Below are 15,393 nucleotides of genomic sequence, written 5' to 3'. Positions count from 1 at the left end.
GCCCCGACGGTCATCGACCCCGTAGAGGCGTACTCGTTGTCACCAGGGGCGTATGTCACCTGGGGCGTGCTAGGACGCCATCTCCGCGTCGTCGGACTCCTCGACGAGAATCGAACTCATGGGTGGTCGATCCTCGAGGTAGACCTCGGTGGTGTGCGGGGTGAACGAACCGTCGGGCTCGGCGGTGAATTGGGTCAGTCCGATCCCCGAGTCCTCGATTCCGCAGCGCCGCATCAGCGTTCCCACGATCTGCCGACTCATCACACCGAGCTCGATCAGCGGACGGTTCCGGTGGGTCCGCACGCCAAGATTCACCTGGCCGATGCCGTCGAGTCCGTAGCGGTCGAATGTGTCGATCAACAGCCCGATCTCGACGCCGTAGCCAGGCGCGAACGGCACCGACGACAAGAGTTCGCGCGTACCGGCGTACTCACCGCCGAGCGGCTGGAGAACTCCGGTGAGATCGGGACGCTGGGACGCGAGCAGCGGACGCGCGACCAACTCGGTGACCCGTCCGCCGCCGTTGGCATCCTGCTGGCCGCCGGTCCGAAGCGGCCGCCGGTAGTACCCCTTCACCAACTGGATCTTCGGGTCGACGAGCAATGGGCCGAGCATCTTCGGCACGAACATCGGATCGGGGTCGATGAGGTCGGAGTCGACGAAGGCGATGATGTCGCCGGTCGCGACCGCGATCGACCGCCAGAGCACCTCTCCTTTGCCCTTGACGGGCTCGAGACCGGGTACCGCCTGTTCGCGGCTGACCACCGTGGCGCCGGCTTCCCGGGCACGCGCGGCGGTCGCGTCGGTGGACCCGGAGTCCAGCACGATCAGTTCGTCGACCAGCGTGCCGTACAACGGCCGAATCGACGCGATGACGTCGGCGACGGTCTCTTCTTCGTTCAGCGCCGGCAGCACCACAGACACTGTGCGCCCGTCCTTGGCGGCCACCAACTCGTCGATGGTCCAGTCCGGCTGTTCCCAGGTGTTGGTGGCAGACCACCGCTGTTTGGCACCCATGGTGTCCGCGCGAGTCGGCCACATGGTGGTTTTGTCCCGATTGTTGGCAACGGTCGCGGTGCGACCCCCGGCACGAGCCGGCCGACGTTGTTGTTGGGTTCGACGAACCTGTTTGGTCATGCGAGTCCCCTGACTGTTCGGGCGGGTGGGCGTGTTCCCGCAATGGCAGCGACCATGTCGACCACGCGACGGGTGGCGGCAACCTCGTGGACGCGAAAGATCCGGGCGCCGGCAGCGGCACTCAGAGCGGTCGCGGCCAGGGTTCCCTCCAGCCGTTCATCGAGATCCACACCCAGAGTCTCCCCTACAAAGTCCTTGTTGCTCAGCGCCATAAGCACTGGCCAGCCGGTATTAACAAGAACGTTCACCTGGCGTAACAAGGCAAGGCCGTGATGGGTGTTCTTGCCAAAATCATGTGTCGGATCGATCACGATCGAATCACGCGGCACCCCCGCATCGGCAGCTCGACGGGCGGCTGCAGTGACGTCGGCCACCACATCGGCCACCACATCGGCGTACGCCACCCGATGTGGACGGGTCCGTACGGTGGCGCCTCCGGTGTGCGAACACACGATGCCGGCACGGTGTGCGGCCGCCACCTTCACCAACGCCGGATCGGCGCCGGCCCAGGTGTCGTTGATCAGATCGGCTCCGACCTCGCAAGCCTGCTCGGCCACCTCGCTCCGCCAGGTGTCGACGCTGATCAACACCTCGGGGAAACGCTCACGGATCCAGCCGATCATCGGCACCACCCGGGTGGTCTCGGTGGCCACGTCCACCTCGTCGCCCGGCCCCGCCTTGACGCCACCGACGTCGATGATGTCGGCGCCCTCGGCCACCGCTTGCTCGATCCGCTCCTGGGCCGCCGTGTCGGTGAAGCTCGAACCCCGGTCGTAGAAGGAATCGGGCGTCCGGTTCACGATGGCCATCACCAGAGCCCGGTCGGTGGCGACGGACTTGCCGCACAGCGTGGAGAGCATGGTGCCAGGGTAACGAGGGTCTCGATACGGCTCCTCGCTGCGCTCGTCACCTACTCGACCAGCAGAACAACACCCACCGAACACGACGCTCGTCACCAACTCGACCAGCAGAACAACACCCACCGAACGCTCGACACCTACTCGACCGGCAGGGAGCGGTTCAGCCTTTCGGCGCCTTCGCGTTCGCGACGTCATCGGGATAGTCGGCATAGAACTCGACGTACCCCTTGTCGCGACCGGCCAACACGTGCAGCGGGTCGTCGCCGGTGTCGGAGTAGCCCTCGTCACGCAGCTCCACCTTGCGGTTCTTGAAGGTCGAGGTCTGCTCGAAATCGTCGACCACCCGGATGAACAACGGCACCGCATAGGACGGCAGGTGTGAGTACAGGTGCGCGGCGAGCTCACCCTGGTCCAGATCGGCGCCCTCGCGCAGTTTGACCGCGGCCATGCCCGCGCGGCCGTCGGTGCCGGGCACTTCCACGCCGTACACCACCGACTGGGCGATCGCCCCGAAGGAGTCGAGGGCACCTTCCACCTGCGTGGTGGCCACGTTCTCGCCCTTCCATCGGAAGGTGTCACCCAGCCGATCGACGAAGGCGATGTGTGCGTATCCCTGATCGCGCACCAGGTCGCCCGAATTGAAGTAGGCGTCGCCCGGCTTGAACGCGTCGCGGATGATCTTCTTCTCGGTCGCCTCGGAATCGGTGTAGCCGTCGAGCGGCACCCGTTCGCTGATCTCGGCGATGAGCAGACCAGTGCCACCCTTGCCCACCTTGGTGAGACGCCCGTTCGCATCGCGGCGGGGTTCGCCGTGGTCGTCGTATTCGACGATCTTGTACGGCAACGGACAGAATCCGGCGGTGCGCTTCACACTGAAGGCGTTGACGAAGGCGACGTTGAGTTCGCTCGCGCCGTAGAACTCGACGATGCGGTCGATGCCGAACCGCTCGGCAAACTCGTCCCAGATCTCCGGCCGCATCCCGTTGCCGATGATGACCTTCACCGCGTGCCGGCGATCGGTCGGCTTCTCCGGCTGCGCCAACAGGTATCGGCACAGCTCTCCGATATAGCAGAAGGCCGTCGCCCGGTTCAGGATGACGTCATCCCAGAATTTCGATGCCGAGAACGACCGGCCGATCGCAATACATGCCCCGGATGCGAGGACCGAACCGAGCGCGACCGACAACGCGTTGTTGTGGTACAGCGGCAGTGGCACGTACATGGTGTCGCTGTGGCGCAGGCGCACTGCCAGTCCGCCGATCCCGGAAAGATTCGCGAGCCAGCGGTTGTGGCTCATCACGCTCGCCTTGGGCATACCGGTGGTACCCGAGGTGAAGATGTAGAACGCCTTGGTCGACGCCGGCAGCTCCTCGGTGACGGCGGGATTGTCCTCGCTGCGGTCCGCGGACGCCGCGTCGAACTCGGCGAAATCGAAAACGTGCGGCGGCTGCACGTCGGCCGGGATCGACCCGAAAGCCTCGGCGCAGTCCGGGTCGTGCACGAGGACCTTGGCCTCGAGCAGTGACACGCTGTGCGCCATCACCTTGTCGCGCTGGTTGTAGTTCAGCATGCCCGCCACGGCACCGAGTTTCACCGTGGCCAGGATCAGCATCAGATCGGTCGGGTTGTTCTTCGACAGGATCGCGACAACATCACCGGTGCCGACGCCGTTGTCGGTCAACAAGGATGCGTACCTGTTGACCCGGCGGTTCACCTCGCCGTAGGTCATCGACCGACCCTCGAACCGGATGAACGGTCGATCGGGGTGAGCGGCCGCGTGCTTCTGGAAGATCGAGCCGATGGTCCGCTTCGCCTGCGGCGGACGGTGGATGAGTCCCGGCGCATGCTTGATCATGTTCAGCGCATGCGGCGCCATCTTGACCACGCCCCGGGCCAGGTCCCCCAGGCCGACCGGCTCGGCCGCGGAGGTGTCCGTGTGGGTGTCACTGCTCGGCATCAGATCTCTACTCCACATCTTTGTGTTGACGCCGCTCGGTGTTCGCGTTGTTCGGCGTTCTCGCTGGTCTGCGGCGCGCACCACACGCACGTGGACACGCCGTGCGCCCTACCTTACCGAGCAGTAGCAAGTTGGATGGCGGTCGGTATGGATTGGGCGACGAGAAGGCGGTCCAACGCGCGGCGGGAGACGAAGCCACGCCCACACAGATCATCCAGCCAGCCGAGCAACGGCGCATAGAAATCGACCGGGTCGAGCAGCACCACCGGTTTGGCGTGCATCCCGAGATATCCCGCGGTCCAGGTCTCGAAAAGCTCTTCGAGGGTTCCGATCCCGCCCGGCAGCGTGATGAAGCCGTCGGCCCGCTCGTCCATCAATCGCTTGCGTTCGCGCATGGTGTCGGTGACCACCAATTCGTCGGCACCGAGATCGGCCACCTCGCGCTCCATCAGCGCACGCGGGATGATGCCGACGGTCCTACCGCCGGCGGCCCGCGTCGCCTCCGCAAGCGCGCCCATCATGGAGATGTTGCCACCCCCGGACACCACCGTGTGTCCCGCGTCGGCGATCGCGGTCCCCAGGTCGGCGGCGAGATCGAGAAAGCTCTGATCCACCGGGCCGGACGCACAGTACACACAGATCGCGCTCATCGACCACCCCGCCCGGCAGCCGCAGCGGCGATGATCTCGACCGCTTCGGCGGGTTCGTCGACCAGGTGGAGCAGGTCGAGGTCGTCAGAGGAGATCATCCCTTTGGCCAGCAGAACCTCGCGCATCCAGTCCAGCAGGCCCGCCCAGTGCTCCCGCCCGACCAGCACGATGGGGAATCGCACAACCTTCTTGGTCTGGACCAGCGTCAGCGCCTCGAACATTTCGTCGAGAGTGCCGAAGCCGCCGGGCAGACAGACGAAGGCCTGCGCATACTTGACGAACATCGTCTTACGCACGAAGAAGTAGCGGAAGTTCATGCCGACGTCGACCCACTCGTTGAGGTGCTGCTCGAACGGCAGCTCGATGTTGAGCCCGATGCTCTGCGCGCCGGTGTCCCAGGCGCCCCGATTGGCTGCCTCCATCGCGCCGGGACCGCCACCGGTGATGACCGCGTAGCCGGCCTCCCCAAGCGCCCGTCCGAGCCGGATCGCCAGATCGAACTCGGCGCTACCGGGCACCAACCTGGCCGACCCGAAGACCGTGACCGCCTCGGCCACCTCGCTCAACGCGTCGAACCCGGCCACGAACTCCGACTGGATTCGCAGTACTCGCCAGGAGTCGCGCATGGTGCGCTCGGCACGTAAGTCACGATCGCGCGGATCCACCCACTCGAGCAGGCGTCGGTCGGTGGTCTCGGACGCCTCCCCGGGGTCCCGGCGGACCCGGATCGGGCCCACATAGCAAGTCTCCAGCTCCGCCGACGGATTGTCGGAGCCACGAGGACCCGTCTCGCCTGAGTTGTATTCGGAGTCGTACTCGGTGCGCGCCATCGAAGATCTCCCTATCGGTCAGCCGGACAGGAACGCACGCAGCAGATCTGCGACCTGGCCGATCTGACTCACCGGAACGCGTTCGTCGACGCGATGGGCCAGACTCGGGTCTCCGGGCCCGAGGTTGACCGCCGGGATGCCCAGCGCCGAGAAACGCGAGACGTCGGTCCACCCGTACTTGGCGCGGAACCGGCCGTCGGCGGCTTCGACCAATGCGGCCGCGGCCGGGTTCGACAGCCCCGGCAAGGCGCCCGCGGCCGAGTCGGTGACCTCGACACCGAGTTCGGCATCGGCGATGGAGTCGGCGAACACGTCACGCACGTGCTCGAGGGCCTGCTCGATGCTGCGATCGGGTGCAAAACGGAAGTTCACGTCGACATACGCCGCGTCGGGTACGACGTTGCCCGCGACACCACCGCCGAGTCCGACCGCCGACATCCCTTCGCGGTACTCACAGCCGTCGATGTCGACCGTCCGCGGCCGGTAGCGAGAGAGGGTGGTGAGCACCCCACCGAGTTTGTGGATGGCGTTGTCGCCCATCCACGACCGCGCCGAGTGTGCGCGGACGCCCGAGGCCGACAGCCGAACCCGCAGGGTGCCCTGGCAGCCGGCCTCGATCAGGCCACCGGTCGGTTCGCCGAGGATGGCAACGTCGCCGCGTAACCAGTCGGGTAGCTCCCGCTCGATCACGCCGAGCCCGTTGTACTTCGCAGCGATCTCCTCGCAGTCGTAGAAGATCAGCGTCAGGTCGTGGGCCGGATCAACCAACGTCGCAGCCAGATGCAGGAACACCGCGTCGCCGGACTTCATGTCGACGGTGCCGCAGCCGTGCACCACATCGCCCTCGTCGTCGTCGGTGGTGCGTCGATGCGGCAGATTGCCTGCCACCGGCACGGTGTCGAGATGACCGGCCAGGATGACTCGGCTCGGTAGCCCCCGATCGGTGCGCGCGAGAACCCGGTTGCCGTCCCGGACGATCTCGAAACCGGTTGCCTGGGAACGTAATGCACTCTCCACGGCATCGGCGATAGCGGCTTCGTCGCCTGATTCGCTCGCGATGTCGACGAGTGCCGCGGTCAGCTCGACCGGGTCGGCGCGTAGATCGAGGTCGGCAGCAGTCACCCCATCACCGTAGCCGTCGGCCGAGCTCACCGACCGCTCACCACCCGCAGCAATTGTCCGAAACGTTCAAGACCCTCACCGCCGACCGCGGTAGCGTCACCGCCATGACCTCTGTCGACGACACCCCGGTTCCCGCGCTCAACGCACTGTCCATCGTCACCCGCGACATGGGCGCAGCTCTCGGCTTCTATCGGTTGTGCGGTCTCACATTCCCCGAGGGGGCAGAGAACCAACCGCATGCCGACACCACTGCCGGTGGGTTGCGGATCATGTTCGACACCCGCGATGTCGTCTCGTCGTTCACCCCCGACTGGACCGAACCGTCCGGCGGCCACCGCATGGCCGTGGCCTTCGAGTGCGCCTCGCCGGCGCAGGTCGACGCGCTGCACCGGCGGCTCGTCGACGCCGGCCATTCTTCGGCCCACGAACCGTTCGATGCATTCTGGGGTCAGCGGTACGCCGTGGTCCGCGATCCCGACGGCAATCCCGTCGACTTCTATTGCCCGATCAAGTGATTCGGGCGCTGTGGGCCGCACCGAAAGGTATCCGGGCCGCGGCCCACCAGGTCGAGAAACTCCCGATGCATATGCGGTTGATCGGCGAAGTGCCGGTCGGCCGCGACCTGCGCCGGCTCGACCCCCGCAGCGAGGTCGACCCGCGCTGCACGTACCCGGAGGATGCGCTGCAACGTTTTGGGTCCGTAGCCGAAATGTCGCAGGGCATGGCGGTGGAAGGTGCGCGTCGTACCACCGAGCAGACCGGCGACCTCGTCGACGCGGCGACCACCCGCCAACGCATCCGCGACCGGAGTGACCCATCCGGGCACCTCCCATCGACGCGTGTCGGCGAGTCGACGCAGCACCGCTGACGGCTCGGCGGCGGCGCAGAGCGCGTCGAGCCAGGGCGCCGCTTCCGCCGACGACCAGAGATCGGTCAGATCGACCCGCAGATCCCGAACGTCATGCGCCGGGACGCCGAGCACGCATGGCACGACGCCCGGCGCCAGCCGGATGCCGACCATGTGCTCGACCGACTCGCAGACGTGCTGGTGTGGGTGGGTGTCGGGACCGGCGACCAGCAGACGCCGTCGGTCCCAGATCAGATCCATGCAACCGTCCGGCAGGATCTCGGCCGTCCCCACCTCGTGTTCGGCCGACCACACGGCACCACGTGCGGTCTCCGATGTCGATGCCCCGGCCATCGATCGAGTATCACCCTCCCCCGGTAGGCTGTGCATCCGTGACGACTAACGGCGCTTTCGCAACCGGTATTGCCACGGTGACCAACGGCGGGTCGGCTGACCCGGGCGTGGTCCTCGACGTCTGGTTCCCCGAGCCGGAACTGAACAGTCCCGCCACGAGCGAGACCGTCGTCCTCGACGGTGACGCCGTCCCGCACGATCTGCGTGACCTGATCGGCGAGGACGCCGCGCGCGGAGTCAAGACGGTGGCGGTGAAGACCACGACCACGGACCTGTCGTCGGCGCCGATCGACGCCTACGACGTGTATCTCCGTCTACACCTGCTGTCGCACCGTCTGGTGACACCGCACGGCACCAACCTCGAGGGCATCTTCGGCCTGCTGACCAACGTCGTGTGGACCAATCACGGACCCTGCCCCATCGACGGTTTCGAGACCACCCGCGCGCGCCTTCGCTCGCGCGGTCCGGTCACCGTCTACAGCATCGACAAATTCCCGCGCATGGTCGACTACGTGCTGCCCGGCGGCGTACGGATCGGGGACGCCGACCGGGTCCGTCTCGGCGCTCATCTCGCTCCCGGGACCACCGTCATGCACGAGGGTTTCGTCAACTACAACGCCGGGACGCTGGGCTCGTCGATGGTGGAAGGTCGCATCTCGGCCGGTGTGGTGGTCGGCGACGGCTCCGACATCGGCGGCGGTGCCTCCACGATGGGCACGTTGTCCGGCGGCGGCAAGGAGATCATCGCACTGGGCAAGCGGTGCCTGCTCGGTGCGAACTCGGGTTGCGGCATCCCCCTCGGCGATGACTGCGTGATCGAGGCCGGCCTCTACGTGACGGCCGGAACCAAGGTCACCGGTCCGGACGGCACCGCGGTCAAGGCCCGCGAGTTGGCCGGGCAGTCCAACCTGCTGTTCCGACGCAACAGCCTCACCGGGGCCGTGGAGGTCGTCCCCTGGAAGGGCGACGGCATCGCCCTGAACGAGGCGCTGCACAAGAACAATTGACCGCTGGCTGTGCCCGGTTTTGCACCGGGCACACCTCAGTGGTTCAGACGTTCGGCGGCCGCGGCGACGCGTTCGTCGGTCGCGGTGAGTGCGATGCGCACATGCTGCGCGCCCGCGGGACCGTAGAAGTCGCCGGGTGCCGCGAGGATGCCGCGGTCGGCGAGCCAGTCCAGAGTGGTTCGTGAGTCCTCGCCCCGGGTGGCCCACAGATAGAGTCCGGCTTCCGAGTGGTCGACCCGGAATCCGGCCGAGATGACCGCGGCGAGCAACGCTTCGCGGCGGGCCCGGTAGCGCTCGCGTTGAGCGTGCGCGTGATCGTCGTCGTCGAGCGCGGCGACCATCGCCCCCTGGATGGGGAACGGCACGATCATCCCGGCATGTTTGCGAACGGCGAGTAGTTCACCGATCAGTTCTCGGTCACCGGCGAGGAAACCCGCCCGATAGGACGCGAGATTGGAGACCTTGGACAAGGAGTGTACCGCGATCAGACCACGGTGATCGCCGCCGCTGACCCGGGGATCGAGGATCGAGTATGCCTCCCCCTCCCACGTCAGACCGAGGTAACACTCGTCGGAGACGACGATGGTGCCCCGGTCACGGGCCCAGTCGACGACCTTGCGGAGGTGATCGATGCCGAGCACCTTGCCGGTCGGATTGGACGGCGAGTTGACATACAGCAACGCAGGTGAGGTGGGGCCCAGCGCGACGGTCGAATCCGCCCGTACCGCCGTGGCACCGGCCAGCAGCGCCCCGACTTCGTATGTCGGGTAAGCAACCTCGGGAATCACCACGACATCGCCTGCGCCGATACCGAGCATCGACACCATGCCGGCAATGACCTCTTTGGTGCCGATCACGGGCAGGATGGCCGACTCGTCGAGACCGGTGGTGCCGAACCGACGGGCCAGGGCGCCGACCGCAGCGGTACGCAACGCAGACGTGCCGATTGTCGTCGGGTAGCCCGGGAACTCCGAGGATGCGGCCAGCGCCTCCCGGATCACCGGATCGACCGGATCGACCGGTGTCCCGACCGACAGGTCGACGATGCCGCCGGGATGTTCGGCGGCTCGCGCCCGGGCGGCGCCGATGGTGTCCCACGGGAAGTCCGGGAGCACCGAGCTGACCCGCCGTCGTGTCGCGAAACCAGACGTGCTCACGGCGTCAGTTCATTCCTCTTCGTTCATCGGCGGTAGACCCTTGATGAACGCCGGGTCCGCCTCGGTCTTGCCGACCTTGCTCGCACCGCCCGGTGATCCCAGGTCGTCGAAGAAGTCGGCATTGGCGCTGACGTAGGGCTCCCACTCGTCGGGCACATCATCCTCGTAGAAGATCGCCTCGACCGGGCACACCGGCTCGCAGGCACCGCAGTCGACACACTCGTCGGGCTGGATGTAGAGCATCCGGCCACCTTCGTAGATGCAGTCCACCGGGCATTCCTCGACGCAGGCCTTGTCCAAGACATCGACACAAGGCTCCGCGATGATGTAGGTCACCACACTCTCCTTCGCTGCAAAACACTCGCGGCCCGGCAACGATCGCGGTCGCGGTGTCGTCGCCGGGGTCGGTGCGTGGGCTGAACGCACCGGATCACGGACCGCGCGGCGACCCCGAACGAACGGGCCACATACACATGAGTCCGTGTCCAAGAGTATCGGGCGGGCGTCCCCCTGTTCGACACCCGCCCCCGTTCCACGAGCTCAGACGTAATGCGGATCACATACTCTGCCGTCGTTGTGATCTGCGCGCGTCCAATCCTCGACGCCGTGGCCCGCCGACGCGACTCTGGTGCACGTGATCACACATGCCGACCCAGTGCGCACCCGAACCACCACGCTGCCGACGCGGCTGCGGCCCGCAGACCTGCGCCGGATCACCGATCAGGGTGTGGCCGACGTCCTCGACGGGGTCTACGACCACCTCCTCCCGCCACAGTGGGACGCCGTCGAGCGCTGGGCGGCACGGTTGGAGACCACCGACGAGCTCGACCTGTGGTTGATCAGCTGGACCCCGGACCGTTCCACCGAACTGCACGACCACGCGGGGTCGATCGGCGCCCTGACGGTGTTGTCCGGGGCGCTGCGGGAGTACCGATGGACCGGCCAGGACCTCGCCGTGCGGGTGCTCGCCGCAGGCGATCAGGCATCGTTCCCCCTGGGGTGGGTCCACGATGTGCAGCGCCATGACCCCGGCCAGACGGCCGGCACCGCCGGGGCCACCGAACCGACGCTGAGTGTCCACGCCTACTCCCCACCGCTGACGGCGATGTCCTTCTACGATGTCCTCGAGCCGGGCCGATTACGCCGTACCCGGACCGAGCTGACCGACCAACCGGAGTGACGACGTGCCCACCATCGACGATCTGCTCGCCGCGGCGCGTCGCGGCCTGCACCGCATCGAGGCGGCCGATGTCGCGGCGGAGGTGGCGGCAGGCGCGGTCCTGGTCGACATCCGCCCGGCCGGCCAACGAGCCGCGGAAGGTGAAGCCGACGGCGCACTCGTCGTCGAACGCAACGTTCTGGAATGGCGCTGCGATCCGGCCAGTGACGCGCGCCTACCCGAAGCGGTCGATCACGACGTGCGCTGGATCATCCTGTGCTCGCAGGGCTACACCTCCAGCCTCGCCGCGGCATCGCTGCAGCAGCTCGGCTTGCACCGGGCCACCGATGTCATCGGTGGTCATCAGGCGCTGCGCGCACTCGACGGCGACTGAGCCCGCTTCTCCTCGGCGGGATGCCGGGTTCTTCTCGGCGGGAGGGCCGAGATCAAGCGACGGCCGGCCAGGGACGGCCCTGCGGGTGGACGTCGGCCGCCAGACCCGTCGACGGGTCGGCGATGGCGGCGACGTGCCCGGCCAGACCCGGATCGATCCACTCCGAACCGGCGAGCACGTACGGCGGCTGCGCGGTGATGCGTTCGCTGAGTATGTAACCCGACTCCGCGGTGATCTCCGCGAGCGCGTCCAGGTTGGGCCAGGGGCGTTCGGGGTTGACGTGATCGGGCGTCAGCGGTGACACGCCACCCCAGTCGTCGACACCGGAGGCGATCAACGCCGCACACTCCCGCGCCGACACCAGATTCGGCGGCGCCTGCACTCGCATCTGCGGTCCGAGCACCACACGGGCCACCGCCACCGCCGCCAGGAATTCGGTCATCTCGGCATCCGGGGTGCCGCGCATCGCCGTATCCGGCTTCGCGCGGAAGTTCTGCACGATGACCTCCTGGATGTGTCCGTGCGCCCGGTGGATGTCGCGGATCGCGATGATGGATTCGGCGCGCTCGGAGAGGGTTTCCCCGATCCCGACCAGGATGCCGGTGGTGAACGGGACGCGTTCGGCCCCTGCGTCGTGCAATACCTGCAGCCGCACGCGCGGATCCTTGTCCGGACTGCCGTAGTGCGGCTGCCCCTTTTCGGTGAACAGCCGACGCGAGGTGGTCTCGAGCATCATGCCCATCGACGGCGCGACCGGGCGCAGCGCCCGCATCTCGGCCGCACTCATGACCCCCGGGTTCAGGTGCGGGAGCAGACCCGTCTCCTGCAATACGGCAACCGCTGCCGCCCGGACATAGTCGAGGGTGGAGTCATACCCCCGCGCGGCGAGCCACTCACCCGCCTGCGACCAGCGATCCTCCGGGCGGTCACCGAGGGTGAACAGTGCTTCCTTGCACCCGAGCGCGGCACCGTTGCGGGCGATCTCGAGTACCTCGTCGATCTCGAGGTACATGCCCTGCCCGGCGCGGACGAGTTTGCCGGGGACGGTGACGAAGGTGCAATAGTGGCATCGATCCCGACACAGCCGGGTGAGAGGGACGAACACCTTTCGGGAATAGGTGATTCGCCGGTCGCGTCCGGCCCCGGCGAGGCCGTCGTCACGCAGCCGCGAGGCGATCTCCTGCAGTGCGATCAAGTCGTCACCGGAGCAGGCGAGCAACGCGGCGGCCTGAGTCTCATCGAGGTCGGCGCCGCAACGAGCGGCGTCGAGTGCATCGGCGATCGTCTCGTCTGTCACGGGTATCGACCTCCTTCGTCGACGGGTCGGGATTCGATCTCATAGGGCGTCGGATCGAAGGTGCCGTTGCGTTCGCGGAACGACACCGCGGTGCCGGGCCACAACAGGGTGAGCCGACCGCTTCTGGGATCCACGTACCAACTGTTGCATCCGGTCAACCACACCGTCGAGGCGCTGCGCTCGTCGATCTCCCGGGTGTAGGCCTCTTCGGCCGCCGCGGTCACCTCGATGGCGACGATGGCGTTGCGCGCCATGTGGTCCAGAGCGCCCACCACATAATCCAACTGCGTCTCGATCATGTAGATGGCCGAATTGTGTCCCAGGGCGGCATTTGGACCGTCGAGGACGAACATGTTCGGGAAACCGTGGACCGCCGTGGAGGCGAATGACACCATGCCCGCCGACCAGTGGTCGGCCAGGACCTCCCCGTGGCGGCCCCGCACCCGTACCGCGGCAGGTAGCCGGGTGGCCTCGAAACCGGTGGCCATCACCAGCACATCGAGGTCGTAGGTCTGTCCACTGACCGCGCGCGCTTTGCACTCGACGACCGAGTCGAGCGCGCTCGGTTCGAACACCACATTCGACCGTTGCAGCGCCGGGTAGAAATCATCGCTGAGCAGGATGCGTTTGCAGCCGATCTCGTAGTCCGGGGTCAGCGCCGCGCGCAGGCCCGGGGCGGCGACCTGCCGGCGGAGATGACTCGAGGCGCGCTCGCGGATGGCATCGATGTCGGGCCGCAACCCCAGGCGCTGCCGGAAGGCCCGGTCGGCGTCGGCGAGCATGTCCTGCCGGACTGCCTGCGCACGTTCAGGCACCGCGAGTTCGGCTCGTTCCTCGGCGGTGAACCGGCGATCGTCACGCGGCACGACATACGGTGGTGTGCGGGAGAACACGACGAGCTCCTCGGCGTCCGCAGCGAGGTGCGGAATCACCTGAACCGCGGAGGCACCGGTACCCACGACCCCGATCCGCTCGCCTCCGGCGAGCAGGTCGTCACGCCATTGCGCTGTGTGAACGACTGTGCCGGTAAAGGATTCGAGTCCGTCGATGTCGGGTATGTGCGGTTCAGACAGTCGCCCGACGGCCATCACCAACACCCGCGCGCACACGGCACCCGCGCTGGTCTCGATCTCCCAACGAGATTCGGCGTCCGACCATCGCGCGTCGCGGAGTTCACAGCCGAGCCGGATGTGCGGTGTCAGCCCCTCGTCGACAACCGTTTGTTCGAGATAGCGGCGGATCTCGGCACCCTGCGGATACAGCGTCGCCCAGTCCCACGGAGGCCGGAAGGAGAAGGAGTACAGATGTGCCGGGATGTCGCAGGCGATGCCGGGATAGGTGTTGTCCCGCCAGGTGCCGCCCACGCCACCGGCCCGTTCGAGGACGACGAACGAGTCTCGTCCGCGCCGCGCCAATTGCGTGGCCATGCCGATGCCGGCGAATCCGGCACCGACGATGGCCACGTCGATCACGAGCGGCTCGGCAGTAGACGTCCTGCTCACCGACGAACCTGGGGTATCGGTGTCAATCGCTGCGCCGGCGGATCCGCATAGCCGGTGGTTCGCTGGCGAGGATTGCGTCCCAGCCGTGCGCCGAGGTCGGCGATCGCGTCGACGCCCAGTACCCGTCCGGCCTCCTGGCCGGCGTCCGGCATCAGGTCGCCGTCGATGAGCAGGCCCCCGATGTCGTCGGCTCCGCCTCCCAGCAACACCTCGGTGGTGTCGGCGTCATGTTTGGTCCAGGCGACCTGAATGTGGTCGAAGGTGCCCAGGGTGAGCAGCCGGGCCACCGCATGCACGGCTCGGGTCTCGCGCCGGGTGACCGGCGTCGTGGCCACCTCCCGCAGATGCGGTGGGGCGTTCTCGGGCAGCAGTGGCATCAGGATGAGCTCACTGAACCCTCGCGTGCGGCGTTGCATCTCGCACAGCGCACGCAGATGGTCGAGCTGATGCTGCGCGGTCTCCACGTGTCCGTACAGCATCGTCGCCGTCGAGAACATTCCCACCTGGTGGGCCGCCTCGATGGTCGACACCCACTCGGCCACAGGTGGGGCGGCGCCACCGGCAAGATGCGCTCGGACGTCGTCGTCGAGAATCTGGGCGGCGGTGCCGGGCACGGAGCCGAGTCCGGCCGCGTGTGCACGGCGCAGGAACTCGGTCACCGACACCCCCATCCGGATGGCGGCGTCGCGCACCTCGGGCGGGCGGAAGGCGTGCAAATGCATTTGCGGGGCCGCCGCGTGAATGGTGTCGACCAGGCGCAGGTACCCGTCGGTGGGAGCGTCGGCAGGCAACGGTCCCTGCAGGCAAATCTCGGTGGCACCCAATTCCCATGCCTCGACGACCAGATCGCTGACATCGGGAACGTCGGGCCGACCCGAGCCGACGACCGAGGTGTCGAGGTTGCGGTTGACGACGAAGGTGAGCTCGTCTCCGGTGATCGTCCGGCGGGCGTCGTCGGCCAGCGCACAGAGCTCGTCGAGTTCGGCGCCGGAGGCACCGAGCAACGCCAGCCACTCGTCGTCGCCGAGCGACGACGGATCGTCGGCGACGTGACGCACAGCTGCCCGGACGGCCTGCACAGTGGCGTGCGCGTCCCGAGCCCACTCCCGCAGGACCATTC

Annotated in this window: 16 protein-coding genes; 4 read left to right on the top strand and 12 right to left on the bottom strand. The window is 67.3% G+C overall.

The features are described from left to right. Positions 1–69 precede the first annotated feature (69 nt). The 6 genes from VX037_RS07090 to dapE form a co-directional block, all read right to left on the bottom strand. Positions 70–1,137: a glucosyl-3-phosphoglycerate synthase gene (locus VX037_RS07090; protein ID WP_287016710.1), complete on the bottom strand. Its 1,068-nt coding sequence runs from the start codon at positions 1,135–1,137 to the stop codon at positions 70–72. After that, on the bottom strand, positions 1,134–1,997 hold the full coding sequence (gene folP, locus VX037_RS07085) for a dihydropteroate synthase (protein WP_235722458.1): 864 nt from the start codon (positions 1,995–1,997) through the stop codon (positions 1,134–1,136). Before folP ends, VX037_RS07090 begins: the two co-directional genes overlap by 4 nt. A 160-nt stretch (positions 1,998–2,157) precedes the next feature. Continuing rightward, the gene (locus VX037_RS07080; RefSeq protein WP_287016709.1) at positions 2,158–3,954 is read right to left on the bottom strand and encodes a long-chain-acyl-CoA synthetase; all 1,797 of its coding nucleotides are present in this window, start codon (positions 3,952–3,954) and stop codon (positions 2,158–2,160) included. 113 nt (positions 3,955–4,067) lie between these two features. Continuing rightward, positions 4,068–4,604 carry a TIGR00730 family Rossman fold protein gene (locus VX037_RS07075; protein WP_235722455.1) on the bottom strand — a complete coding sequence of 179 codons (537 nt, stop codon included), beginning with the start codon at positions 4,602–4,604 and terminating at the stop codon, positions 4,068–4,070. Beyond that, positions 4,601–5,434: a TIGR00730 family Rossman fold protein gene (locus VX037_RS07070; protein ID WP_287016707.1), complete on the bottom strand. Its 834-nt coding sequence runs from the start codon at positions 5,432–5,434 to the stop codon at positions 4,601–4,603. Before VX037_RS07070 ends, VX037_RS07075 begins: the two co-directional genes overlap by 4 nt. An 18-nt stretch (positions 5,435–5,452) precedes the next feature. Continuing rightward, a complete protein-coding gene (gene dapE, locus VX037_RS07065; protein WP_328713836.1) occupies positions 5,453–6,556 on the bottom strand; it encodes a succinyl-diaminopimelate desuccinylase in 1,104 nt (367 codons plus the stop codon). A 104-nt stretch (positions 6,557–6,660) separates the two neighbouring features. Between dapE and VX037_RS07060 the strand changes: the two genes are divergently transcribed. Next, complete coding sequence (locus VX037_RS07060) at positions 6,661–7,071, top strand: VOC family protein (protein ID WP_328713734.1); 411 nt, start codon at positions 6,661–6,663, stop codon at positions 7,069–7,071. Here VX037_RS07060 and VX037_RS07055 read toward each other — a convergent pair. Beyond that, complete coding sequence (locus tag VX037_RS07055; RefSeq protein WP_328713732.1) at positions 7,053–7,757, bottom strand: DUF6597 domain-containing transcriptional factor; 705 nt, start codon at positions 7,755–7,757, stop codon at positions 7,053–7,055. The two genes, VX037_RS07060 and VX037_RS07055, sit on opposite strands and share 19 nt — an antisense overlap. Before the next feature lie 38 nt (positions 7,758–7,795). Here VX037_RS07055 and dapD point away from each other — a divergent pair, with 38 nt between their 5' ends. Continuing rightward, positions 7,796–8,764: a 2,3,4,5-tetrahydropyridine-2,6-dicarboxylate N-succinyltransferase gene (gene dapD / locus VX037_RS07050; RefSeq protein ID WP_287016704.1), complete on the top strand. Its 969-nt coding sequence runs from the start codon at positions 7,796–7,798 to the stop codon at positions 8,762–8,764. Positions 8,765–8,799: 35 nt separating this feature from the next. On the opposite strand, the gene dapC is transcribed toward dapD, so the two are convergent. Together dapC and fdxA are read right to left on the bottom strand one after the other, a co-directional pair. Then, positions 8,800–9,921 carry a succinyldiaminopimelate transaminase gene (gene dapC, locus VX037_RS07045; protein WP_287016703.1) on the bottom strand — a complete coding sequence of 374 codons (1,122 nt, stop codon included), beginning with the start codon at positions 9,919–9,921 and terminating at the stop codon, positions 8,800–8,802. 9 nt (positions 9,922–9,930) lie between these two features. Next, positions 9,931–10,260, bottom strand: a complete 330-nt coding sequence (gene fdxA, locus VX037_RS07040) for a ferredoxin (RefSeq protein WP_235722448.1) — start codon at positions 10,258–10,260, stop codon at positions 9,931–9,933. A 295-nt stretch (positions 10,261–10,555) separates the two neighbouring features. On the opposite strand from fdxA, the gene VX037_RS07035 reads away from it, so the two are divergent. Together VX037_RS07035 and VX037_RS07030 are read left to right on the top strand one after the other, a co-directional pair. Next, positions 10,556–11,101, top strand: coding sequence for a cysteine dioxygenase (locus VX037_RS07035; RefSeq protein WP_287016702.1), 546 nt, complete (start codon positions 10,556–10,558; stop codon positions 11,099–11,101). 4 nt (positions 11,102–11,105) lie between these two features. Next, on the top strand, positions 11,106–11,474 hold the full coding sequence (locus VX037_RS07030) for a rhodanese-like domain-containing protein (RefSeq protein ID WP_235722444.1): 369 nt from the start codon (positions 11,106–11,108) through the stop codon (positions 11,472–11,474). A gap of 52 nt (positions 11,475–11,526) precedes the next feature. On the opposite strand, the gene cofG is transcribed toward VX037_RS07030, so the two are convergent. Genes cofG through VX037_RS07015 form a run of 3 tightly spaced genes read right to left on the bottom strand, consistent with a single transcriptional unit; the run spans position 11,527 to position 15,391 of the window. Next, positions 11,527–12,771 carry a 7,8-didemethyl-8-hydroxy-5-deazariboflavin synthase CofG gene (gene cofG, locus VX037_RS07025; RefSeq protein WP_287016701.1) on the bottom strand — a complete coding sequence of 415 codons (1,245 nt, stop codon included), beginning with the start codon at positions 12,769–12,771 and terminating at the stop codon, positions 11,527–11,529. Next, a complete protein-coding gene (locus tag VX037_RS07020; protein ID WP_287016700.1) occupies positions 12,768–14,273 on the bottom strand; it encodes a flavin-containing monooxygenase in 1,506 nt (501 codons plus the stop codon). Before VX037_RS07020 ends, cofG begins: the two co-directional genes overlap by 4 nt. Further along, on the bottom strand, positions 14,270–15,391 hold the full coding sequence (locus tag VX037_RS07015; protein ID WP_287016699.1) for an FO synthase: 1,122 nt from the start codon (positions 15,389–15,391) through the stop codon (positions 14,270–14,272). The genes VX037_RS07020 and VX037_RS07015 overlap by 4 nt, the downstream gene beginning before the upstream one ends. Between the last annotated feature and the right edge of the window lie 2 nt (positions 15,392–15,393).

This window comes from Gordonia sp. Z-3 (genome assembly GCF_036233855.1).
GTDB classification, from domain to species: Bacteria; Actinomycetota; Actinomycetes; order Mycobacteriales; family Mycobacteriaceae; genus Gordonia; species Gordonia tangerina.
Note: the sequence above shows the minus strand (reverse complement) of the source record. Positions and strands in the feature narration are given on the sequence as shown.

Excerpts from the sequence above, each read along its gene's own strand:
- VX037_RS07080 (WP_287016709.1), bottom strand. The coding sequence starts at position 3,954 with ATGCCGAGCAGTGACACCCACACGGACACCTCCGCGGCCGAGCCGGTC.
- VX037_RS07055 (WP_328713732.1), bottom strand. The coding sequence starts at position 7,757 with ATGGCCGGGGCATCGACATCGGAGACCGCACGTGGTGCCGTGTGGTCG.
- VX037_RS07090 (WP_287016710.1), bottom strand. The coding sequence starts at position 1,137 with ATGACCAAACAGGTTCGTCGAACCCAACAACAACGTCGGCCGGCTCGT.
- VX037_RS07070 (WP_287016707.1), bottom strand. The coding sequence starts at position 5,434 with ATGGCGCGCACCGAGTACGACTCCGAATACAACTCAGGCGAGACGGGT.
- folP (WP_235722458.1), bottom strand. The coding sequence starts at position 1,997 with ATGCTCTCCACGCTGTGCGGCAAGTCCGTCGCCACCGACCGGGCTCTG.
- VX037_RS07015 (WP_287016699.1), bottom strand. The coding sequence starts at position 15,391 with ATGGTCCTGCGGGAGTGGGCTCGGGACGCGCACGCCACTGTGCAGGCC.
- VX037_RS07060 (WP_328713734.1), top strand. The coding sequence starts at position 6,661 with ATGACCTCTGTCGACGACACCCCGGTTCCCGCGCTCAACGCACTGTCC.
- VX037_RS07075 (WP_235722455.1), bottom strand. The coding sequence starts at position 4,604 with ATGAGCGCGATCTGTGTGTACTGTGCGTCCGGCCCGGTGGATCAGAGC.